This is a genomic window from Citricoccus sp. GCM10030269 (genome assembly GCF_042665635.1).
Taxonomy (GTDB): Bacteria; Actinomycetota; Actinomycetes; order Actinomycetales; family Micrococcaceae; genus Citricoccus.
Window position 1 is genome coordinate 69,750 of record NZ_JBHTCV010000003.1, and the last position, 21,487, is coordinate 91,236.

Annotated in this window: 20 protein-coding genes; 13 read left to right on the plus strand and 7 right to left on the minus strand. The window is 66.8% G+C overall.

Annotated elements, in window-relative coordinates; all coding sequences use genetic code 11:
- Positions 1-198 precede the first annotated feature (198 nt).
- Positions 199-762: a hypothetical protein gene (locus tag ACFQQD_RS06870; protein WP_378087658.1), complete on the plus strand. Its 564-nt coding sequence runs from the start codon at positions 199-201 to the stop codon at positions 760-762.
- Here ACFQQD_RS06870 and ACFQQD_RS06875 read toward each other — a convergent pair.
- Positions 744-974: a helix-turn-helix domain-containing protein gene (locus tag ACFQQD_RS06875; RefSeq protein WP_378087660.1), complete on the minus strand. Its 231-nt coding sequence runs from the start codon at positions 972-974 to the stop codon at positions 744-746. The genes ACFQQD_RS06870 and ACFQQD_RS06875 overlap by 19 nt on opposite strands.
- Positions 975-1,171: 197 nt before the next feature.
- Between ACFQQD_RS06875 and ACFQQD_RS06880 the strand changes: the two genes are divergently transcribed.
- From ACFQQD_RS06880 to ACFQQD_RS06895, 4 genes are all read left to right on the plus strand, one after another.
- Positions 1,172-1,813 carry a flagellar biosynthesis protein FlgA gene (locus ACFQQD_RS06880; protein WP_378087662.1) on the plus strand — a complete coding sequence of 214 codons (642 nt, stop codon included), beginning with the start codon at positions 1,172-1,174 and terminating at the stop codon, positions 1,811-1,813.
- A 9-nt stretch (positions 1,814-1,822) separates the two neighbouring features.
- The gene (locus ACFQQD_RS06885) at positions 1,823-3,370 is read left to right on the plus strand and encodes a CpaE family protein (RefSeq protein ID WP_378087664.1); all 1,548 of its coding nucleotides are present in this window, start codon (positions 1,823-1,825) and stop codon (positions 3,368-3,370) included.
- 149 nt (positions 3,371-3,519) lie between these two features.
- Entirely contained in the window at positions 3,520-8,535 is a 5,016-nt protein-coding gene (locus ACFQQD_RS06890; protein ID WP_378087666.1) for an NAD-glutamate dehydrogenase, read from the plus strand.
- Positions 8,536-8,542: 7 nt separating this feature from the next.
- Complete coding sequence (locus ACFQQD_RS06895; RefSeq protein ID WP_378087668.1) at positions 8,543-10,096, plus strand: sensor histidine kinase; 1,554 nt, start codon at positions 8,543-8,545, stop codon at positions 10,094-10,096.
- Positions 10,097-10,150: 54 nt separating this feature from the next.
- On the opposite strand, the gene ACFQQD_RS06900 is transcribed toward ACFQQD_RS06895, so the two are convergent.
- Entirely contained in the window at positions 10,151-10,399 is a 249-nt protein-coding gene (locus ACFQQD_RS06900; protein ID WP_091693624.1) for a WhiB family transcriptional regulator, read from the minus strand.
- 324 nt (positions 10,400-10,723) lie between these two features.
- On the opposite strand from ACFQQD_RS06900, the gene ACFQQD_RS06905 reads away from it, so the two are divergent.
- Entirely contained in the window at positions 10,724-11,107 is a 384-nt protein-coding gene (locus tag ACFQQD_RS06905) for a hypothetical protein (RefSeq protein WP_378087670.1), read from the plus strand.
- 33 nt (positions 11,108-11,140) lie between these two features.
- Here ACFQQD_RS06905 and ACFQQD_RS06910 read toward each other — a convergent pair whose 3' ends face one another.
- Entirely contained in the window at positions 11,141-11,512 is a 372-nt protein-coding gene (locus ACFQQD_RS06910) for a DUF1844 domain-containing protein (protein WP_378087672.1), read from the minus strand.
- Between the two features lie 358 nt (positions 11,513-11,870).
- On the opposite strand from ACFQQD_RS06910, the gene infC reads away from it, so the two are divergent.
- The 4 genes from infC to ACFQQD_RS06930 all read left to right on the plus strand — a co-directional run bounded on the left by infC (position 11,871) and on the right by ACFQQD_RS06930 (position 14,673).
- A complete protein-coding gene (infC, locus tag ACFQQD_RS06915) occupies positions 11,871-12,920 on the plus strand; it encodes a translation initiation factor IF-3 (protein ID WP_378087674.1) in 1,050 nt (349 codons plus the stop codon).
- 121 nt (positions 12,921-13,041) lie between these two features.
- Positions 13,042-13,236, plus strand: a complete 195-nt coding sequence (gene rpmI / locus ACFQQD_RS06920; protein ID WP_378087676.1) for a 50S ribosomal protein L35 — start codon at positions 13,042-13,044, stop codon at positions 13,234-13,236.
- Positions 13,237-13,322: 86 nt separating this feature from the next.
- A complete protein-coding gene (gene rplT, locus ACFQQD_RS06925; RefSeq protein ID WP_378087678.1) occupies positions 13,323-13,709 on the plus strand; it encodes a 50S ribosomal protein L20 in 387 nt (128 codons plus the stop codon).
- A gap of 64 nt (positions 13,710-13,773) precedes the next feature.
- Complete coding sequence (locus ACFQQD_RS06930) at positions 13,774-14,673, plus strand: TrmH family RNA methyltransferase (protein WP_378087680.1); 900 nt, start codon at positions 13,774-13,776, stop codon at positions 14,671-14,673.
- A gap of 102 nt (positions 14,674-14,775) precedes the next feature.
- Here ACFQQD_RS06930 and ACFQQD_RS06935 read toward each other — a convergent pair whose 3' ends face one another.
- Together ACFQQD_RS06935 and ACFQQD_RS06940 are read right to left on the minus strand one after the other, a co-directional pair.
- Positions 14,776-15,048 carry a GlsB/YeaQ/YmgE family stress response membrane protein gene (locus ACFQQD_RS06935; protein ID WP_378087682.1) on the minus strand — a complete coding sequence of 91 codons (273 nt, stop codon included), beginning with the start codon at positions 15,046-15,048 and terminating at the stop codon, positions 14,776-14,778.
- 187 nt (positions 15,049-15,235) lie between these two features.
- The gene (locus tag ACFQQD_RS06940; RefSeq protein WP_378087740.1) at positions 15,236-16,456 is read right to left on the minus strand and encodes an MFS transporter; all 1,221 of its coding nucleotides are present in this window, start codon (positions 16,454-16,456) and stop codon (positions 15,236-15,238) included.
- A gap of 78 nt (positions 16,457-16,534) precedes the next feature.
- On the opposite strand from ACFQQD_RS06940, the gene ACFQQD_RS06945 reads away from it, so the two are divergent.
- Positions 16,535-16,978 carry a (deoxy)nucleoside triphosphate pyrophosphohydrolase gene (locus ACFQQD_RS06945; protein ID WP_378087684.1) on the plus strand — a complete coding sequence of 148 codons (444 nt, stop codon included), beginning with the start codon at positions 16,535-16,537 and terminating at the stop codon, positions 16,976-16,978.
- A 28-nt stretch (positions 16,979-17,006) separates the two neighbouring features.
- Here the strand turns inward: ACFQQD_RS06945 and ACFQQD_RS06950 are convergent, their stop codons facing one another.
- Positions 17,007-18,089: an Rv2578c family radical SAM protein gene (locus ACFQQD_RS06950; protein ID WP_378087686.1), complete on the minus strand. Its 1,083-nt coding sequence runs from the start codon at positions 18,087-18,089 to the stop codon at positions 17,007-17,009.
- A gap of 68 nt (positions 18,090-18,157) precedes the next feature.
- On the opposite strand from ACFQQD_RS06950, the gene ACFQQD_RS06955 reads away from it, so the two are divergent.
- On the plus strand, positions 18,158-18,850 hold the full coding sequence (locus ACFQQD_RS06955) for a pyroglutamyl-peptidase I (RefSeq protein WP_378087688.1): 693 nt from the start codon (positions 18,158-18,160) through the stop codon (positions 18,848-18,850).
- Between the two features lie 14 nt (positions 18,851-18,864).
- Here ACFQQD_RS06955 and ACFQQD_RS06960 read toward each other — a convergent pair whose 3' ends face one another.
- Positions 18,865-20,163, minus strand: coding sequence for a CynX/NimT family MFS transporter (locus ACFQQD_RS06960; RefSeq protein ID WP_378087690.1), 1,299 nt, complete (start codon positions 20,161-20,163; stop codon positions 18,865-18,867).
- Positions 20,164-20,374: 211 nt separating this feature from the next.
- On the opposite strand from ACFQQD_RS06960, the gene pheS reads away from it, so the two are divergent.
- On the plus strand, positions 20,375-21,481 hold the full coding sequence (pheS, locus tag ACFQQD_RS06965; RefSeq protein ID WP_378087692.1) for a phenylalanine--tRNA ligase subunit alpha: 1,107 nt from the start codon (positions 20,375-20,377) through the stop codon (positions 21,479-21,481).
- The last annotated feature ends 6 nt before the right edge of the window (positions 21,482-21,487 follow it).

A 21,487-nucleotide genomic window follows, 5' to 3' on the forward strand; every position in this document is an offset into this window, starting at 1 on the left:
CCGGGCTCTATGTCCATAGACAACAGTAGGTGTCAATAGGTGTCAAGAGGTGGCATGCAATGTATTTAAATGAGTATGGATGTCATTGGGTGCTGTTTGGTGCAGATAGGTGCGGAGGGGTGCAGAGAGGTGCAGTCTGGCCAGGGTGAGACAGAGAGAGAACGGCGAGTGCGCCGGCCGGCCGCCTAAGCTGCAAGCATGAGATGGGATGGTTTGTTCGCCGATCTGGAGGCCCAGCTGGCCCAGAGCCAATGGCAAGTCACCGAAGCCGAAGCGGCGGAGATGACGCGCGGCGAATGGGCCGGAATCTCACTGGAGGACCGTCTGCGCGGAGCCCGAGGTGCCAGGGTCGCCGTCCACCTGGAGGGTGGCGAGCGCCTGGACATGACGCTGTCGACGGTGGGCTCGAACTGGTTCGGGGGGACAGACGGCAACGGAAGTCTCGTGGTGAACAGTGCTTCGGTGATGACCGTTGAGGGTCAGCTGGCCTCGACGCAGCCCGAACACTCAGTCGGTCGTCGGAATCTGGGCGTGGGCTCGCTGTACCGGTCGCTGTCCCGGGCGAGAGCCGGCGTCGTGGTGTGGGGGCGAGACGGGCGAGTGCTGGGTGAGGGCACCATCGACCGCGTGGGGGCGGATCATTTCGACGTGGCCGTGCACCCGCGGGACGAGCAGCGCCGTCATCGCAACATTCGCGGAGTCAAGACGGTGCCGTTCAACGCCGTCCGGCTGGTCCGTTCAGCTCACGCGTCTTCTGTCTGAGCCGCGCCGGATTTCCGGGCCTCGGCTTTGGCCGCCTGTTGCGTGTAGAGATTCTGGATGTACTCGTCCAGCTTGACCTGTTCCACGCGCCACTGGCCACGCCCGCCGATCTGAATGGCGGGCAGCTCTCCACTGCGGACGATCGCGCGCGCTTGTGCCATGGAGATCTGAAGTTCCTCGGCGACGTCGGTCAGGGTGAGGAAGCGCGGCATCGGTCCTCCGGGTTCGGTCACAGGGGTGCGTACGGTCCTGAACATTGTTTCACGTATGCTCCCGACGTCGCGGTTATCCACAAGTTCGTCCGAACCGGCCCCGCGACGTCGGGGCATGGATAGTCTGGACCGGTACACCGGACGGGGAACGGGACCGCTGGGCCAACGACGAGATGAGGACCGAGAGAGGGGCACTCGTGGAGGGGAAGAACGCGGGGGAGGATGCACCCCGGCTCAGTCGGCCGGGATGGAAGGATCCACGGCTGCTGGCTGGAATGCTGTTGGTGCTGTTGTCGGTGGCGGGCATCGTCGCGCTGGTGCAGTCACTGGACCGATCGGACGGATACTGGGCCGCCAGTCAGGATCTCGTCCCCGGGGATGTGGTCGGTCCGGACCAGTTGACCGTCGTACAGGCCCGGCTCGGCGGGGCGACCGACGACTACCTGCCGGCCACGGAACCCTTTCCTGAGGGAACGTCCGTCGAAGGCACCGTCCGGCAAGGAGAACTCGTCCCGGCACGGGCCGTGGCCGACGTCGATCCTCAATCCCGGCAAGCCGTCTCCGTGACCGTGCCGGACCCCCTTCCGGACGGGACCGACGCGGGCTCGCGCGTGGACGTCTGGATCGCAGAGACCGATGGCAACCAGGGATTCGAAGAGCCCGAGCTGGTGGCACCGGCTGCCGAATTGGCTCAGGTCTCCGAAGCCACCGGATCGTTCGGGGCGACGGGCGAGGTCACCATGCAATTGCTGCTGGGCCCCGAAGAGCTTCCGAAAGTCCTGGACGCCAAAGGCAACGGTGCGCGCATCAGCGTGGTGCCGTCGCTCGTCGGACAGTAGGGGGAGGCCGTGCGCCAGGTTTCCGTGGCCACCACGATGATGCCCGGATACGATCACGTTTCCGGCCTGGAGCGTTTGCGCGGCCCGGTCACCGTCATCCGCCGGTGTGAAAGCCTCGCCGAACTGATCTCGGTGGCTCGAGCGGGGATGGCCGACGTCCTCCTTGTCGCCGGAGACACTGAGCAACTCACCCTGTCATTCTTGGAGTCCCTCGAAGCAGGCGGAGCACATCGGTCCTCCGGGGCGGTCGTGGCCCTGAGCGAGGTATCGGAGGAACGGGATCGCCTGGTGGGACTCGGGATCTCGGTGGATTCGCCGGAGATCGAGCCGACCGATCTGGCGAACCTGCTGATGGACGCGACGGCCCGAGCTCGTTCCGGCGAAGCGGAGGGCGCCACGGTGGAGCCGGCAGGCCGACTTCGCGGTCGCCGAGCCGCGGGCCAGCAGGACGAACCGGGCGGGTCGGGCCACCTAGATCGCCCCGAGGCGGGCGTGACCGCTGAACCTGCTCCAGTCTCGGGCCTCGGTGCCGTGCCCGAGGGGCTGCCCGGGGGGCTGATGGACGGCGTGCCGGATGACCACCAGGCGACGATGCTCGGCGGGACTGGCGCCGAGGCGAGTTCCGGGATCGAGCCCGAGACAGAGCCCGGTCTCGAGCAAGACCTGAATGCCGCTGGGACGGCAGAGCCGGACGAGCCCGCACCGCCGCAGGTCGTGGCGGTCTGGGGCCCCGCGGGGAGTCCAGGCCGAACCACGGTGGCGGTGAATCTGGCGGTGGAGCTGGCACTCTCGGGTCGCAGGACACTGCTGATCGATCTCGACACGTACGCCGCGTCCGCTGGCGTCCACTTGGGACTGCTGGATGAATCCGCGGGGATCGCTCAGGCTTGCCGAACAGCTGACCAGGGCGGGATCACCCCTGCCGGTCTCGAACGTTCGGCCGTACTGGCCCGAGTGGCGGGCACGAGCCTCCACGTGCTGACGGGGTTGACGCGGGCGGATCGCTGGCCGGAGTTGAGGCGGGCAGCGGTGGACGCGGTCCTGGGCGCGGCTGCTGCGGGCTGGGACGAGGTGGTGCTGGACTGCGGGTTCAGCCTCGAGGAAGACGAGGAACTCAGTTTCGACGTGCCAGCGCCCCAACGGAATGCCACCACGCTCGCGGGGCTGGCCGCTGCGGACCGGGTACTGGTGGTCGGCACGGGCGACCCCGTGGGCTTGCCCCGGCTGATTCGCGGCCTGGACGAACTGGGCCGGTGGGTGGATGACCAGGGGCCCACCACCGTGGACGTCGTGGTCAATCAGGTGCGGGCGGAGGCCTCGGGGATGGCTCCGCAGTCGCAGATCGGCAGCGTGGTCGAACGCTTTGGCGGGAACTGGACCGTCTCACAGTTCCTTCCGTGGGACCAGAAGGCGTTGGACCGGGCTCTATTGAGCGGACAGGTCTTGGCCGAAGCAGCGCCGAAATCGCCCTTGCGTCGTGCCGTGGCACAGCTGGCCGGGAGCTCTGGTGGCACGCCGCGTCGGACTCGGCTCTCGGCGCTGCTGCACAGGAGCTGAGCTCGTGACGGAAATGACGTTCCCGGTTTGCTCTTCGGGCCGATAGGCTCGACGAGGCGGACCAAAGACGTTCCGTCCAACAGGTCGCACCCAGTGCTCAACCGTGTGCTGGCCGAACCGTTGCAGCAATGGAAGAGGACGCATCCCCGATGTCACCGTCAACCCTTTTGTGGACGGACCAACAGCTCTCCGAAACCGAGCCCACCACCGGAGCCCCTGGTGGGGCAGAGTCGCCAGTAGCCAACGGCTCCGACGACGCGTCGGCCAACGCCGAGATGCCGCCCGAACTCCGCAAACTGGGCCAGGTCTACTTCGAGCACATCTCCGAGGCGGACCTGGCCGATCTGGATCCTCAGACCCGCACCCACTTGGTGCGCACTCACGTGGAGTTGGCTGCCGCACGCGGCACCCGAGATGCGGTGGTCCACGTCACGCCCAGTCGGCCACACGCTCTCGTGCAGATCGTGCACGATGACATGCCGTACCTCGTGGACTCCGTGACCAGTGAGTTGACCCGTCAAGGCCATGCGATCCGCATGGTCGCGCACCCGACGGTCATCACCCACCGCGACCAGGAGACCGGTCAGCTCTCGGCCATTCACCGCGTTCCGACCCAACAGGGCACGGCCAGCGGTGACACCACGGCCGCGCTGGCTGACCTGGGACCGCTGTTCGCGAAGGACGGTTCCGGAACCGGCATCGAGTCCTGGATCGGGATCCAGACGGTGGGTCCGATGGACGACGAGCAAGCCCGTGAGCTCGAGGCGGGACTGCTCGAGGTGCTCGCCGACGTCCGTGCTGCCATCGCCGACACCGACCGGATGAAGTCCGTGGCGTTCACGGCGGCCCGCACTCTGGCCCACGACGCCCCGCCGGCCGTGCACGGAGTCCGTGAAAGCGGTGACCTGCTGATGTGGATGGAGGACGGCCACTTCACGTTCACCGGATACCGCGAGTACGTGCTGCAAGGCGAGGGTGAAGAGCAGGTCTTGATGCCGATCGAAGACACGGGTTTGGGCATCCTGCGCAACCGACCCGCCTCGAGACCCACGCAACTGTCCCAGGCCGGCCGCCACCAGATCGAACGGCCGACGCCTCTCATCATCACCAAGGCGAACTCCCGTTCTCGCGTACAGCGGTCGGCCTATATGGACTATGTGGCCGTCAAGACGTACAGCCGGGACGGCCGGGTCACCGGCGAGCGGCGCTTCGTGGGGCTCTGGGACCCGAAAACCTACTCCGTCTCGGTGGAGGACATCCCGCTGGTCCGGGAGAAATGCGCAGCGGTGCTGACCCTCTCCGGCTTCCCGCAGGCGTCCCATTCCGGCGCGGAGCTCCAGCAGATTCTGGAGACCTATCCCCGCGACGAGTTGTTCCAGGTGGGGGTGGAGGAGCTGTGGGAGACCTGCCGCCAGATTCTGCAGCTTCAGGAGCGTCGCCGCACTCGGCTGTTCCTGCGCCCGGACACCTACGGCCGCTTCATGACGGCCATCGTCTTCCTACCGCGTGACCGGTACAACACCGACGTGCGTGGACGCGTGCAGTCCGTTCTGCTGGAGGCCCTCGGCGGTGAGTCGCTGGACTTCCAGGTGCGGTTGACCGAGTCCGTCCTCGCTCGCCTGTACTTCCGCATTCGCCTTCCGCGGGAGCGGGAGGGCGCCGCCACGATCGATACTCAGGAGCTCGAAAGCCGTCTGGTCGGGGCGGTCCGCTCGTGGAAAGAGGCCGTGGACGAGCAAGCGGTCCAGGCCTTCGGCGCCGATTCCGGCGTGGAGGTCGCGCGGATGTGGGACGAGGCGTTTCCGCCGGCATACCGCGTCGCCTATGAGATCGACCATGCGCTCGAGGACATCGGCCGGTTCAACAGCTTGCCGGGGGATGGGTCTCCCGTCGTCCACGTGGTCCCCGAAGGGATCGAGGAACGCTCGCGCAGTGCTGAGGAGCGCCCCACCGGTGTCAGCGTCGGCCGACTGAAAGTCTACTCGGACCGGCCGCGCACCCTCACGGAGATTCTGCCGGTGTTGCAACACCTGGGCCTCTCGGTGGTGGATGAGCACCCGTTCGAGGTGGAGCCCGCCGATGGCCGGAAGTTCTTCCTCTACGACTTCGGCGTGGGTTATCCGGAGGGCACGGAGAACGACGCCTCGGCACCTCTGTTGGAGGACGCCGTCGTCTCGGCTCTGACCGGGGCCTCGGAATCGGATGGTCTCGACCGGCTGGTGCTGGTTCACGGCCTCGACGCGCGCACGGTGACCATGCTCCGCGCCTATGCGATGTATCTGCGGCAGCTCGGCGTCCAGAATTCCTTCGATTTCATGTCCGATGCGCTGTTGTCCAATGAGGCCGTGACCACCACTTTGGTCGAGTACTTCTTCGCCCGTTTCGATCCGGCGTCGCCCCTGGCCACCGACGACGACGGAGCCACCGCGGGTCCTGCTCGTCGCCGTGCCGTGGAGCAGGTCCGGGAACGGGCGGACGAGGCTCTCGACGCCGTGCCCACCCTCGATGCGGAACGTGTGCTGCGCAGCTTCCTCACGGTCATGGAGGCGACCCAGAGGACCAACTACTTCCAGGGCCACCGCAGGCTGAGCTTCAAGATCGCCACCGCGGACATCCCCTTCGCCCCGCAACCGCGTCCCGCGCGGGAGATCTGGGTGTATTCGCCCGACGTCGAGGGCGTCCATCTGCGCTTCGGTCCGATTGCGCGCGGCGGCCTGCGTTGGTCCGAACGCCGGGAGGACTTCCGGACCGAGGTGCTCGGCCTCGTCAAGGCGCAGCAGGTCAAGAACGCAGTGATCGTGCCGACAGGGGCCAAGGGCGGTTTCTTCGCCAAGCGGCTGCCCGATCCGGGCACGGACCGCCGCGTGTGGATGGAGGCCGGCCAGGAGGCGTACCGGATCTTCATCCGTGCCCTGCTGGACATCACCGATCAACAGAGGCGGACCTCGGACGGCACGGTGTTCAGCACCCGCGAGCAGATCGTGCGCTACGACGGGGACGATGCCTACCTCGTGGTGGCGGCGGACAAGGGCACCGCCACGTTCTCCGATATCGCCAATGCCATTGCGGCGGAGTACGGACACTGGCTCGGTGACGCCTTCGCCTCGGGCGGCTCGGTGGGCTATGACCACAAGGCGATGGGCATCACGGCCCGTGGCGCCTGGGAGTCGGTCAAGAGCCATTTCGCCTCGCTGGGACGGGACACGCAGACCGAGGACTTCACGGTGGTGGGGATCGGCGACATGTCCGGTGACGTGTTCGGCAACGGCATGCTGCTGTCCGAACACATTCGGCTCGTGGCGGCGTTCAACCATCTGCACATCTTCTTGGACCCCCAGCCCGACCCGGCGGTCTCCTTCGCCGAACGCCAGCGGCTGTTCGCGCTGCCCCGTTCCCTGTGGACGGACTACGACCGGTCACTCATCAGCGCCGGCGGCGGGATCTATGACCGCTCCGCGAAGTCGATCCCGGTGTCCCCGGAGGTCCGGACCCTCTTGGATCTGCCCGAGAACACCGTGGAACTGACTCCGAATGAGCTGCTCAAGGCCATCCTCTCCGCGCCGGTCGATCTGCTCTACAACGGCGGCATCGGAACGTATGTCAAGGCGGAGTCGGAAACCCACGCTGAGGTCGGAGACCGGGCCAACAACGCCATTCGCGTCAATGGCAGTGATCTGCGGGCCGCTGTGGTGGGGGAGGGTGGCAATCTGGGGCTCACCCAGCGAGGACGCATCGAGGCCGCGCTCCACGGCGTCCTACTCAATACCGACGCGATCGACAACTCCGCCGGCGTCGATTGCTCGGACCATGAGGTGAACATCAAGATCATGGTCGATCAACTTGTCTCGGACGGCCTGCTCGCGGCGTCCGACCGGTCGGAACTGCTGGAGTCGATGACCGAGGAAGTGGCGCAACTGGTGCTGCGAACGAACATCGACCAGAACACGCTGTTGCGCAACGATTCACAGAAGGTCGCCGAATGGCTGCCGAGCTTCAAGCGGCACATCCACTGGCTGGTCGAGCGGGCAGACCTGGACCGGGAGCTCGAGTTCCTGCCGACCGACGACCAGCTCGAGGAACGACTGGACCAGGGCCAGACCTTGACCAGCCCCGAGCTGTCCGTGCTGGTGGCCTACACCAAGACCAACCTGTCCGACTTGCTGCTGGACTCGTCCCTGCCGGACGACCCGTGGTACGACGCGACGCTGGAGGCCTATTTCCCGTCGCCGCTGCGCGAACTGTTCGCCGAGCAGATCCAACAGCATCCATTGCGCCGGGAGATCATCGCCACCATGGTCGCCAATGACGTGGTCAACACCGGTGGCACCACCTTCGTCTTCCGGGCCATGGAGGAAACCGGGGCGGACGCGGCTGCGGTGGTCCAGGCGTACTCGGCCATCAAAGCGATCTACGGATACGGGGAGTACTTCGAAGCCATCCGGACGCTGCCGACCAGCGTGGCTCGAGAAATCAAGGCCCGCACGTACCTCGACGCCCGCCGGCTGCTGGACCGGGCGGTGCGCTGGCTCATCAACCACCGCGCTGCCGACCAGAGCATCGGTGAGGTGGTGGAGTACTACGCGGAACCCCTGCAGGGTCTCGTCGCCGAACTGCCGACCCTGCTGCACGGCAAGGACGCCGACCGGTATGCCCACTCGAAGCAACAGAGCCTTGCGGACGGGCTGCCGGTGGAGCTGGCCAGTCGACGGGCGGTGCAGTTCGAGTCCTTCGGCCTGCTCGACGTCGTCCGGTTGGCTCGGGAGTCCGGCTGGGCGCCTCACGAGGTGGCGGACGTCTACTTCCGCCTGTACGACCGATTCGACGCGGACCGGATGCTCAATCAGATCACTCAGTTGCCACGCAGCGGTCGGTGGAAGGCGCTGGCGCGGGCTGCGATGCGGGACGACCTGTACGCGCTGCTGATTCACGTCACCACGTCGGTGCTCCGGGGCAGCACCGACGGTGACGCTGACGGCGACACTGACGGTAAAACCGCGAGTGGGGGAGAGCCCGGCGCCCAGCTGGTCGCGAACTGGGAGCGGGGCAACGCCGCGCGGCTCGAGCGCGCTCAGCGGTTCCTCGAGGAGATCCGTGAATCCGGCTCGGACGATCTCGCGTCACTGTCCGTCGCCCTGCGTCAGCTGCGTTCGGTGACGGCGTTCTAGTGTGACCATGGCGTTGTTCACAGACCCGTTGTCCGACGACCCGGCTCTGGCCGAGGGGGTGGTCGACTGGCTGGACCTGCTGGTCGGTGAATGGCAGTTGATCGCTGATCTGGCCTTCGCAGACCTCGTCCTCTGGTATCCGGTCGCCGGCACGGACTCCACGGGACGCGGATTCGTGGCCCTGGCCCAAGCGCGGCCCTTCACCTCTCAGACCTCGCTGCATCGCGACATCGTCGGCAGCCGAGTCCGCGCGGACCTGAAGTCACTGGTGGAGCACGCATGGACCACGGGGGAGCCGACGGCCACGGCCCCGTCCATGTACGCCCCGGACAGTTCCATGCGAGTGGCCGTCTGGCCCGTGGTCAAACATGGCCGCACGGTCAGTGTGCTCACGGTGCATCAGGATCTCACCGGCCAGCGCACGCCGTCCCGGCTGGAGCTCGTCTATCGGGAGAGCGCCACCCAACTACTGACGATGGTCTCCCGGGGACAGTGGCCGGATCCCGACGAACCCCTGGGCTCCTCGCACCGAGGTTCCCCCAGAGTCGGCGACGGGTTGATGCGCCTGACCGCGGACGGAGCCGTCGACTTCGCCACCCCGAACGCCGTCTCCGCGTTTCACCGTCTGGGCGAGACCGAGCCTCTTCAGGGCCGTTCCCTGGCCAGAATCGTCACGGATCTGCAGGATGAACGCCGCCCGGTGGACGAGGCCCTGCCACTGGTGCTCACGGGCAAAGCCGCAGCCCGTGCCGAACTGGACGTTCGGTCGGTGAACCTCACGCTGCATACCGTTCCGCTGCGTGATGAGTCCGGTCGCATCGGTGCCCTCGTGCTGTTGCGCGACGTGACCGAGCTGCGCCGGCGGGAGCAGCAGCTGATCGGCAAAGACGCCACGATCCGAGAGATCCATCACCGGGTGAAGAACAACCTGCAGACCGTGGGGTCACTCCTGCGGATGCAGTCGCGGCGGATGGGCTCGGACGAGGCCAAGAAGGGGCTCGAACAGGCCATGAGGCGGGTGGACACGATCGCGCTGGTCCATGAGACGCTCTCTCACGGTCTCGACCAGCATGTGGATATGGACTCCCTGCTGGGGCGGCAATTCCGGCTCGCGGTGGAAGTGGCGGGCGACGGTCGCGAGGTCGCCACCGATTACCGGGGCGGTTTCGGGCAGTTGCCCTCAGAACTGGCCACCCCGTTGGCGCTGGTCATCAACGAGTTGACCATGAATGCCGTGGAACACGGCACCGGACCGAACCGGGGTCTGGTCGGGTTGGCCGCCGAACGCGTCCAGACGCCCGAGGGCGAGCGGCTGGATGTGCGCTTGTGGGATGGCGGTGCTGAGCCGGGCGCGGTGAACGAGGACGAGGACCTCCACCAGCCCGACGCCGGAGGGGAGCGTACCGCGGTCGTGCCGACCGCAGGTCAGAGCCCCGGCCTGGGTCTGAGCATCGTCCGGACGCTGGTAGCGGGCGATCTGCACGGCACGATCGAGTGGACGTCGCGGGATGAGGGCGGCACCGAAGTGCTGGTGAGTGCTCCGCTGTGGAAGGGGCGCTGACACACGGAAGGTCCCGACCCCTCGGGGGCCGGGACCTTCACACAGCGACGTCGGTCAGGAAGCGCGGCGAGCGCGTGCAGCGCGACGCTTCAGAGCGCGGCGCTCGTCTTCGCTCATGCCGCCCCAGACTCCCGAATCCTGACCGGATTCGATGGCCCATTGCAAGCAAGTGTCGATAACCTCACACGTGCGGCACACAGCCTTGGCCTCTTCGATCTGGAGCAAGGCCGGGCCGGTGTTCCCCACGGGGAAGAACAGTTCCGGATCCTTGTCCAGGCACGCTGCCCGGCTACGCCAATCCATGTTGATGATTCACTCCTTCTCAGCCGGGCACACTCTGCCCCGGCGAACCTGTCACGGGAAACGGACGGTAGTCCACGGGCGGGGAGCGATCCGCGGCATCATGCCGAGGGCAACAAAAAAGGGCCGTTGCGACGACCCCCGCTGAACTTCGTGAATTATCTTTTCATGTAGCTTGCAAGTAAACAAGGGGTCCAGTGAGTTAAATGGCGGTTATCCTGAGGTGTTGATCACAACGCGAACGTGATGACCTAGACTATCCCGGCCCGTCGTCGTCACTGTCAAGGGTGCTTCTCAGTCGAGACAGCACCGGAAAGCCGGGGAAACGTGTCGCAGTCCCGACTGCCCGCCGTCGTCGCCGTCACGGCCTTGCTTCTGCTCCAGTCGGTCGCCGTGCTCGTGGCTGCGGTGATCTTCGGGCTGGAGATCGGCACGGGGGCTCTGAACCTCGGCGCCCAGGTCTTCCTCGTGGTACTCGTGACCGCGGCAGGACTGTGGATCGGTGCCGCCGGCCTCTCCCTGTGGGCCGGTCGGGCGTGGGCGCGGGCGGCGACGGTCGTGATCGAGCTCTTTGCGGTGATTCTCTCCGTCAGCTTCTTCTCAGGGGGCAATCCGGTCATGGGTCTTGGCTTCCTGCTGCCGGCCGCAGCCGCACTGGTGTTGTCCTTCACCCAGCAGGTGAGTGAGCATCTGGCCGGGGCCCGCCGCTGACACCTCGGCCTGGCGGCGGACTCCGGTCGAGCGCTAGTTGACGGCCCCGGTGTACTTCTCGCCGGGACCCTTGCCGGGGGCATCCTGGAAGGGCGAAGCCTCGCGGAAGGCCAGTTGCAGTGACCTCAACCCATCACGCAAGGGCCCGGCGTGCTGACTGCCGATCTCCGGAGCGGCGGACGTGACCAGCCCGGCCAGTGCGGTGATCAGTTTGCGTGCCTCGTCCAGATCGACCAGTTCCCGGGCGTTCGGCAGGTCGGCCAGGCCGACCTTCACAGCGGCAGCGGTCATCAAGTGCACTGCCGCGGTATTGATGAGTTCCACTGCGGGGACCTCGTGGATTTCCCTCACCTGATCGTCAACGGGGTTGTCCGAGGGAGGGAGATTCTGCTGTTCATCGTTCATGCTGGTAAGCTTGACACAGACCAGCTGGTGCTGTGTTCGTTCCCATCGTGTTCAGCGTTGAGGCGAATCCCAGTCCAGTCATCGAAGTGGAGGCCATCTCCCACCCGCGTCAGCAGGATGTTCGTCGGAGACGAACCGAGTTGCCGGGTCACCGGTCGAGCAGCCTTCACGGGCTGATCTACCGATGGGTCGGCGGCTGTCGTCGTCAACCAAGGCCTCCGTCTGCGTTGAGCACGGAGGCTTTTTTCGTCTCCGGATCAGCGTAGGGGACCGCAGCGGGACGGCGGCCCCAAGCCCGAAGCGTCCAGACCACAGGAGTTGCAAGATTACCGAGCCAAGAATCAACGAACGGATCCGCGTGCCCGAGGTGCGCCTGGTCGGCCCCCAGGGCGAACAGGTGGGAATTGTGCGCATTGAGGATGCGCTACGTCTAGCCACCGAGGCCGATCTGGACCTTGTTGAAGTGGCCCCTACAGCCAAGCCGCCCGTCTGCAAGCTCATGGACTTCGGCAAATGGAAGTATGAAGCTGCCGTCAAGGCCCGTGAGGCGCGGAAGAATCAGACCAATACGATCCTCAAGGAAGTCCGCTTCCGGTTGAAGATCGACAAGCATGACTATGAGACCAAGACGGGCCATGCTCGCAAGTTCCTCACTGCGGGGGACAAGGTCAAGGCCATGATTCAGTTCCGTGGTCGTGAACAGCAGCGGCCGGAATTGGGTATCCGCCTGTTGGAGAAGTTCGCCGAGGACGTGGCCGATGTGGGCATGGTCGAATCGAACCCACGGCAGGACGGCCGCAACATGGTCATGGTGATCGGCCCGCTGAAGAACAAGTCCGAGGCTCGCGCCGAGGCACGGAAGAATCAGCAGCCGAGGCAAGAGCGTGCTGCATCCCGCCGCGAGGTGGCTGCTCGCGAGGCCAAGGACAAGGTGTCGCAAGACACCGAATCGGCCCCGCTGACCAGCTCGATGTCGGACGCCATGCCGGATGAATTGAAGCAGATGGCGCAGTCGGCACAGCGGGACGCCGCTCGGGATTCGACTCCGACGGCGGCCGAACCGACGATGTCGGCGGAATCCGCGACGGCCGCGAAGGATTCGACGTCAGCGACCTCGGAGCCAGCAGCGCCGAAGACGTCGGCGTCGAAACCGGCAGCGTCGAAACCGGCGGCTTCGAAGTCAGCGGCCACCAAGACCGCGTCGTCGCCGAAGCCGGCGGCGTCGAAGCCGGCCGCGGCGCCCAAGCCTGCTGCCAAACCGGCTGCCAAGCCGGCTGCGGACCCGGCCACTGCGGATAAGCCTGCTGCCAAGCCGGCCGCACCGAAGCCGGCGGCGCCGAAACCGGGAGCAGCGCCCAAGCCGGGTGCCTCTCCCAAGCCGGGCCCCAAACCCGGCGGAAGCAAGTAGTCTCGCACCTTTTTTTCGGACCGGTGATGCCGGGACGGACCAGATCGGCCCTGCCTGAGGTAGGGCTTCGTAGCACTGTCGGCCCGAGAGCGGACAGCCAACATGAAGGAGAACGGCAGCCATGCCGAAGATGAAGACCCACAGCGGAGCCAAGAAGCGCTTCCGCGTGACCGGTTCGGGCAAGCTGATGCGTCAGCAGGCCAACCGTCGCCACTACTTGGAGCACAAGCCCTCCACGTTGACCCGCCGTCTGGCCTCCGACCAGTTGGTGTCCAAGTCCAGCGTCAAGACCATCAAGCGACTGCTGGGCATCTGACATTCCTGTGGCCGTCGTGGCCGCACCACCTTTAGCCACCGCGCGAAGACCTCCGCGGTCGGCACCAATTTCGAAGGAGTACGCACGTGGCACGTGTGAAGCGGGCTCTCAATGCCCACAAGAAGCGCCGGGTGGTCTTGGACCGCGCGGCCGGTTACCGCGGACAGCGTTCCCGCCTTTACCGCAAGGCCAAGGAACAGCTGCTGCACTCGTACGTTTACAACTACCAGCACCGCAAGAAGCGCAAGGGTGACTTCCGCCGCCTGTGGATCACCCGCATCAACGCGGCCGCTCGCGCCAACGGCATGACCTACAACCGGTTCATGCAGGGCCTCAAGCTGGCCGGCGTCGAGATGGACCGCCGTATGCTCGCCGAGCTGGCCGTGTCCGACTCGACCGCTTTCGCCGCCGTGGTGGAGACTGCCCGCGGCGCTCTTCCGGCGGACGTGAACGCCCCGGTGGCTGCGAAGTAAGGACGTTGACTGCAACCGCCCGATGCCCCTGAACGGGCACGGGCCGGGCAGATCACGGAAGAACATGAACGAACGCCCCGAGCAGGACGTGATGACCAACCCCCGGGCTGACCGGGTTCGGAGGGTCGCACGCCTGGCGGGGCGTTCGTCGCGTCTGCGCCAGGGACAGTTCCTCGCGGAGGGCCCACAGTCCGCCCGAGAGGCACTGCGGGCGCACCTGGCGCCCACCGGCACCACGTGGACGCCGGGCGCCGTCGTGGACTCCGTCTACGTGAGTTCCCAGGTCTCTGAACGCGATCCCGAACTCATGGGTCTGGTCCGGCAGGCGGCTCAGGATGGTGTCGACACGCGCCTGGTCACGGACGACGTCCTGGCGGCCATGAGCGATGCCGTCACCGGGCAGGGGATCATCGCCGTGTGCCGACTTCCGGCCACCAGCCGCGGCGAGGGCGGGAGCCCGCTCGCGGGGCTTCCGCAGCGGCCGCGATTGGTGGCCGTGCTGTGCCGAGTCCAGGATCCTGGGAATGCGGGAACGATCCTGCGTGCCGCCGATGCCGCGGGCGCGGACGCGGTGGTGATGACCACGGGCTCGGTGGACGTCTTCAACCCCAAGGTGGTGCGTTCCACGGCCGGTTCGCTGTTCCACCTGCCCGTCATCACCGGCGTGGAGCCGGAGCAGGCGGTCCGGGCTCTCTGGGGGACGGGGTTGCGGATACTCGCCGCCGACGGCTACGGCTCCGTGAGGCTGGACCAGCCGCCGTCGGGAATGTTGGCCCGTCCGAGCGCGTGGATGTTCGGAAACGAAGCCCAGGGACTCTCCGAGGCCGAACTGAACCTGGCCGACGCCCGCGTGGCCGTGCCGCTGTATGGCCGAGCCGAATCGCTGAATGTGGCCACCGCGGCGACGGTGTGCCTGTACGCTTCGGCGATGGCTCTACACGGCGAGAGCGAGAACAGCGAGTAGATCGCGTGACCGGACGAACCAACGACGAAGGGCGCCCCTATGAGGGGCGCCCTTCGCGTTCGGGGATGACGATGTGTTGGCCGGTCGGAGGACCGGCGTCAATTAGGCGGTGGTACGGTCGCGGCGGCCGGTGATGGCCTGCCAGATGAACGCGACGATGACTCCGCCCAGGATGGCGAAGACCCACGTCCAGAGGTCGAAGAACTGGTCCATGGCTCCGATGCCCAGCAAGCCGGCAATCCAGCCGCCGAGCAAAGCACCGATCAGGCCGGTGATCAGGGCGCCGAGCCAGCCGCCGCCCTGGTTGCCGGGAAGGATGAGTCTAGCGATGGCACCCGCGATGAGACCGAGGATGATCCAGCCGATAATGCCCATGATATTTCCCCTTCGTGCTCGTCTTCTGTGCGGATACGGTTCAGTATCCATCTTCAGTCGACCCGCGTCCATGGCCGGACGACGTTGAGGTCGTACCTGGGCACAACATAGCAAGCCGCACGGGAAATTGGGGGATCTGAAGCGCGGGTCGATGGCAGTACGGCACCGCCGCTGAACGGCTACAAGGCTACAGACGGACAGCTCCGGAAGAGGCGGACCGTTCCGAGTCGGCGGTGGGCCGGGGAGCTCGCAAGAGCACCAGGGACAGCAAGAGCCCGACGCCGGCCAGAGCGGCTCCGGCGCCCGCCGGCACCTGGAGTCCGAATCCGGCGGAGATCACCGCAGCGCCCACCCAGGCGCCCATGGCATTGGCCAGGTTGAGTGCCGAGTGATTGAGCGCTCCGGAGAGCTGCGGAGCCTGCGGGGCAGCGTCCACGAGCAGCAACTGCAACGAGGGGACCAGGGCTGAGGCGCCCATGGCGGCCGCCAGCAGCGGGATCAGAGACACGATCCACCATTCGGCGGTGAGGCTGAAGCAGGCCAGAGCCACGGCGACCGTGCCCAGCATCCACTGCAGGCTGCGTTTCGCCGAACGGTCGGAGAGAACCCCGCCGACGAGGGTGCCGACCACCATGCCCACGCCGTAGAGAGCCATGATGAGGGGGACCAAGGGCTCGGGCATCTCGCCGACGTCGGTGAAGACCGGCGTGATGTAGGTGTACAGGGCGAACATCCCGGCGAAGCCGATGATGCCCACGGCCACGGCCCGCCACAGTGCGGGGGATTTCAACGCGGTGAGTTCGCCACGCACCGAGGATCCCTGGGGAGCGGGGACCGAGGGGACCAGCCACGCCACGGCGACGACCGTGAGGGCCCCGAAGACGCCGGTGACGATGAACATCCAGCGCCACCCGGACAGCTGGCCGAGCCACGTGGCCAGCGGGACACCGATCAGATTGGCCACTGACAGTCCCGCCATCACCCAGGCGATGGCCTGTCCTCGGCGTGCTGGGCCCGCCAGGTGGGCCGCAGCCAGCGCGGCCGCGGAGAAATAGGCGCCGTGCGGCAGTCCGGAGATGAAGCGGGCGACGAGCATGGTGGGAAAGTCGGGGGCCAACAGGCTGAAGGCGTGGCCGACCACGAACAGACCCATGAGCCACAGTGCGGAGGTCTTCCGGTCGACGCGAGCCATGCCGGCGGCGAGGAGGGGAGCGCCGACCACCACGCCGAGGGCATAGGCCGAGATCAGGATGCCACCGGCGGGCAAGTCAACATTGAGGTCTTCCACGGCCTGGGGAAGCAGTCCCATGATAGCGAATTCGGTGGTGCCAAGGGCGAAGCCCCCTACCGCCAAGGCAAGGATGCCGGGCAGAAGAGGGCGTGATCGGTCGGTCCGGACAGTGGACATGTCGGGGGAGGAAGTCGGCACCGATCCAGACTACGGTCTCGGAACGGCCAGCAGACCGGGGACCCTAAGATCGGGGCCATGATGAATATCACCCCGGCGACTGAACTGAGCCTGGTGGTCGGAGCGGCCTTGCTGGACGACCTCTCGGCACCGAGAAAGCTCCTGGCCGCTCGACGCAGTTCCCCGCCCAGCCTGGCCGGCCTCTGGGAGTTCCCCGGCGGAAAAGTGGAGCCGGGGGAAGAGCCTCGCTCCGCTCTGCATCGAGAGGTCTACGAGGAACTGGGAGTGCGGATCCGCCTGGACCGGGAAGTCACAGCAGATCATCCTGAGGGCTGGCTGTTGGGCAACGGTGCGCGGATGCGAGTCTTCACCGCCGTGATCGTCGAGGGGGAACCTCGCCCACTCGAGGACCACGACCGCCTGCAGTGGCAGAACTTTGAGCGCGAAGCCCTTCAGGAACTGGAGTGGATCCCTGCCGACCGTCCGATTGTGGACGCACTGGTGACGCTGGTGCGACTCTGATCGAGAACCACATCAGAACAGCGCCCCCTCAGAACAACGCCGGCTGAGGGGCCAACGCCACGGATGCGGGGGCACCGTCGTTTTCGGGCCGCGGAGGGGCGTCTCCGTCGGGACGAGAGATGCGGTGCGCTCCCTGATGGTCGAGGCCGTGGCGCCGCGCTGCTGCCGAGGCGCGCCGCCCCAGGGCCTTGCGATAGGACGAGGGGGCATACGAACTGCGCGCGTACAGCTGGCGATATCCGGCGAGCAGGTCCGGACGTTCGGCCTCGATCCAGTCCAGATACCACTGTCTCGCCCCTGGGCGCAGATGCAGGGCACCGGCGAGGACCGAGTGGGCACCGGCTCCGGCCAGAGCCGCCATCAGGGCCTCGAGCTGGGCGTCGGAATCGGTCAGCCAGGGCAACAGGGGCATGGCCATCACCGTGACCTGCGCCCCGGCCGCGGAGAGCCTCTCGATGAGCTTCAGTCGCGCGGCCGGCGTCGGGGTGCCCGGCTCGATCTGCTGGGCCAGCTCCGGTTCCAGCATGGCCAGGGATACGGAGACCTGCACGGGCACATCGCGCGAGGCCGATGCCAGCAGGTCCAGGTCACGACCGAGCAAGGTGCCCTTGGTCAGGATGGAAAAGGGAGTTCCGGAATCGGCGAGGGCGGTGATGATCCCGGGCATGAGCCGATACCGTCCCTCCGCTCGCTGGTACGGGTCCGTGTTGGTGCCCAGGGCGACCAGTTCTCGGTTCCAACTGGGCCGGGAGAGTTCGCGACGCAGTAGCTCCGGAGTGTTCACCTTGACGACGATCTGGCGGTCGAAATCAGCCCCCGCGTCGAAATCCAGATACTCATGAGTGCTGCGGGCGTAGCAGTAGCGGCAGGCGTGGGTGCATCCGCGATAGGGATTGACGGTCCACCGGAAAGGCATGGGAGAGGAGTCCGGGACCTTGTTCAACGCCGATTTGGCCACCACTTCGTGAAACGTGGTGTCGGCAAACTCGGGAGTGGTGATGGAACGCTGCAGGCCGGAGAGCGGAAGCAGGGTGGCTGGCGCGGCTGGAGTGCCGCCGCCGTCCTGCTCGTCTCCGCCCCCGGCCTGCAGGGTCTGCGCTTCCCATCGCATGGATCGATTAGAACACATGTTCTAATCGAGTCGCAAGGGCAATGGGGGCGAATGGATACGCTGAGTCCATGACTAGCGCCTCCCGCATCCTGCTCACCGGTTTCGAGCCCTTCGCCGGGGACGGGCACAATCCATCCTGGCCGGCAGCGCGCGAGGCGGCGGCGCGCCTTCGGGACGGGGCTTTTCCCGGCAGCTCGCTGAACGCCGCTGAGCTCGCTGGAGCCGTTGAAGCCGTTGCTGTGGAGCTTCCGTGCTCCTTCACCGGGTCCACCGAGGCCTTCGACCGGGCGCTGGCAGATCACCGGCCCGACGTCGTGATCTGTTGCGGATTGGCCGGAGGACGAACGGAGGTGGCCGTGGAGCGGGTGGCCCTGAATCTGCAGGATGCCCGTATCCCGGACAATGACGGATACCAGCCCGCCGGAGAGCCCGTGGACGATGCCGGACCGGCCGCCTATTTCTCCACCCTGCCGGTCAAACGCACCGTCGCCGCGCTGAAGGGCGCCGCGATCCCGGCCGCCCTGTCCCTGAGCGCGGGCAGCTTCGTGTGCAACCACCTCTTCTACGTCCTGATGAACCGGGCCCCCACGGTGCCCCTGCGCTCCGCCGGATTCGTTCACGTCCCGTGGGACCACGAGCACGCACCGGTTTCCGTCCCGTCGCTGCCCGCGGCGCAGCTAACCGAGGCGCTGGTGATCACGGCGCTGGAAGCCCTCCGGCCGACGTCGGACCTCACGGTGGCGGCCGGTGAGCTTCACTAATGATCGAGTGAGTGTCAGTGATGGGACGGCGGTTCAGTCTGTTGCTCTGAGGCGCGGGCCGCCAGCGATCCGGCCACCCCGAACGTCAGCGTGGCCGCCAGGACGAGCATCAATGGAGCGGTCCATCCATCCGTGAGGGTATGCAGCCAGCCGGCCAGCGGTGGGGCCACGGTCGCAGCCAGGTAGCCGCCGGTCTGCACGAAGGCGGAAGCGGAGGCGGCCTCGGTGTCACTGCGGGCGGTCCGGGCCAGAATGGAGAAGATCGCGGTGAAACCTCCGCCCTGGGCCACCCCTCCCGTGAGCGACCACAGCACGTGGGCCTCCGGAGCCGCCATCAGCCCGATCGGCAAGGATATCCAGAGCACCGCCACGATCGCCACGGGGACCCAGGGCCGGCTGCGGGCGGCGAGTAGAGGCACGCCGAAAGCGCCCACGATGGCCGCCACCTGGAACAGGGAGGCGGTGGCCCCGGCTCCGGCCGTGTCCAGCCCCCGAGTCTCCGCCAGAATGGATGGCAACCATGTGGTGGTGGCGTAGTAACCGGCCGACTGGCCGCTGAAGGTGATGACCAAGAGCCACATGACGCGGCGGAACGAGCGCGACGGCTTGAGCTGTGTGCTCGCGGACCCGGCGGTGTCATCGACGGAGTCGGTGCCGGAGGGGGTGGGCTCAGGTCCGGTGGCGGGTTCAGGGCCGGCGGTGGACGCGGAAGACGACCCGTGTCCCCTCCGGACGCGCCGCCGGATCAGGGACGACCCGTGTCCCCTCCGGACGCGCCGCCGGATCAGGGACAACCAGTACACCAGTCCGGCCGCGGAGACCACACCCCAGAGGGCGATGGCCCAGCGCCAGCCGACGACGGCGGCCAGTGGTGCAGTGCCCAGGAGAGTGGCCATCGATCCCACGTTCATGGTGGCCGAGTACAGGCCGGTCGCCATCGACACCCGATCCCAGGGCACCTCCCGCCGGATGATGACCGGCACCACGATGTTGCCGAGTGTGAGGGACAACCCGATGACGGCGGTGCCTGTCAGCACCAGCCACGCCGGACCGACCGACCGCAGCGCCGTTCCGGCGAGAACCCCCGCCAGACATGCCAGCACGGTCGTCTCCGAGCCCCAGCGTCCGATGGTCCGGGTCGCCAGCGGTGTGGCCACAGCGAACAACATGACCGGCAGGCCGGTCAGCAATCCGGCCCCGACGGCGTCGAGACCGGTGTCCGCCTGAATGTCACCCAGGACGGCGGTGGGCGCAATGATCGGCGCTCGGAGATTCAGTGCGAGAACGACGATCCCGAGGATGATCCACGGCAAGAGGGGGCTGGCAACGGGTGGGCGACGCGTGATGACTCCTGGTGTTCGGCCGCAGCGTGGTGCTGTGACGTGTGGTGGCAGTGGCAGTGGCAGTTGCGGTTCTCGTCGGTTGTCGGTGACGGGCCGTGGGGCAACTAGACTGGCCGGGGCCTGCCGCCGGGTGGCGAACGGGCCCTCCCACATCATCACAGCATGAAAGTCGTTTCTCGCTATGACGGAATACTTCCAGGACCGAGCCGGAGCCTCGCCCGAGTCGGTTGACCAGCCGGATGGGTCGGCGCCGGAGATCTCTCCGGTCGATGACGCCGCGGTGAACGCCGCCGTGGAGCGGGCGCTCTCCGCCTTTGAGGCCGCCTCGGACCTGGACGATCTCAAAGCGGCGCGGTTGGCGCACCTGGGCGAGAAGGCGCCGTTGACACTGGCGAACCGTCAGATCGGCACGCTGCCCAAGGACCAGAAGGCCACTGCCGGCAAGCTCATGGGCACGGCGCGCAAAACGCTGGAGCGGGCGCTCGCCGACCGGTCGGCTGTCCTGGAGGAGGAACAGGCCGCCCGCATCCTCGTGGAGGAGACGGTGGATGTCACCACGGCTGTTCGTCGCCGCCGGGTGGGAGCCCGTCATCCGCTGTCCGTGCTGCAAGAGCGCGTCTCAGACGTGTTCATCGGCATGGGCTGGGAGATCGCCGAAGGTCCCGAGGTTGAGTCGGAGTGGTACAACTTCGATTCCCTGAACTTCAAACCGGACCACCCGGCCCGCGAGATGCAGGACACGTTCTTCGTCGATCCTCCCGAAGCCCATCTGCTGCTGCGCACCCACACGTCCTCGGTCCAGATGAGAGCGATGCTCGAGCGCGGCGCTCCCGTGTACGTCCTGTGCCCGGGACGGACGTTCCGCACGGATGAACTGGATGCCACCCACACCCCGGTGTTCCACCAGTTCGAGGGCCTGGCCGTGGACCGCGGCCTGACCATGGCGGACCTGCGCGGCACGCTGGAGTATTTCGCCCGTCAGATGTTCGGGCCCGAGGCCGAGATCCGCCTGCGCCCCAATTTCTTCCCCTTCACCGAGCCCAGCGCCGAGATGGACATCTGGCACCCAGGGGCCAAGGGCGGTCCGCAATGGATCGAGTGGGGTGGCTGCGGCATGGTGCACCCGAACGAGTTGCGCGCCGCCGGGGTGGACCCGGATGAATACTCGGGGTTCGCCTTCGGCATGGGCGTCGAACGCACCCTGATGTTCCGCAACGAGGTCCCGGACATGCGCGACATGATCGAGGGCGACGTCCGTTTCTCCCAGCACTTCGGAATGGAGATTTGATCACCC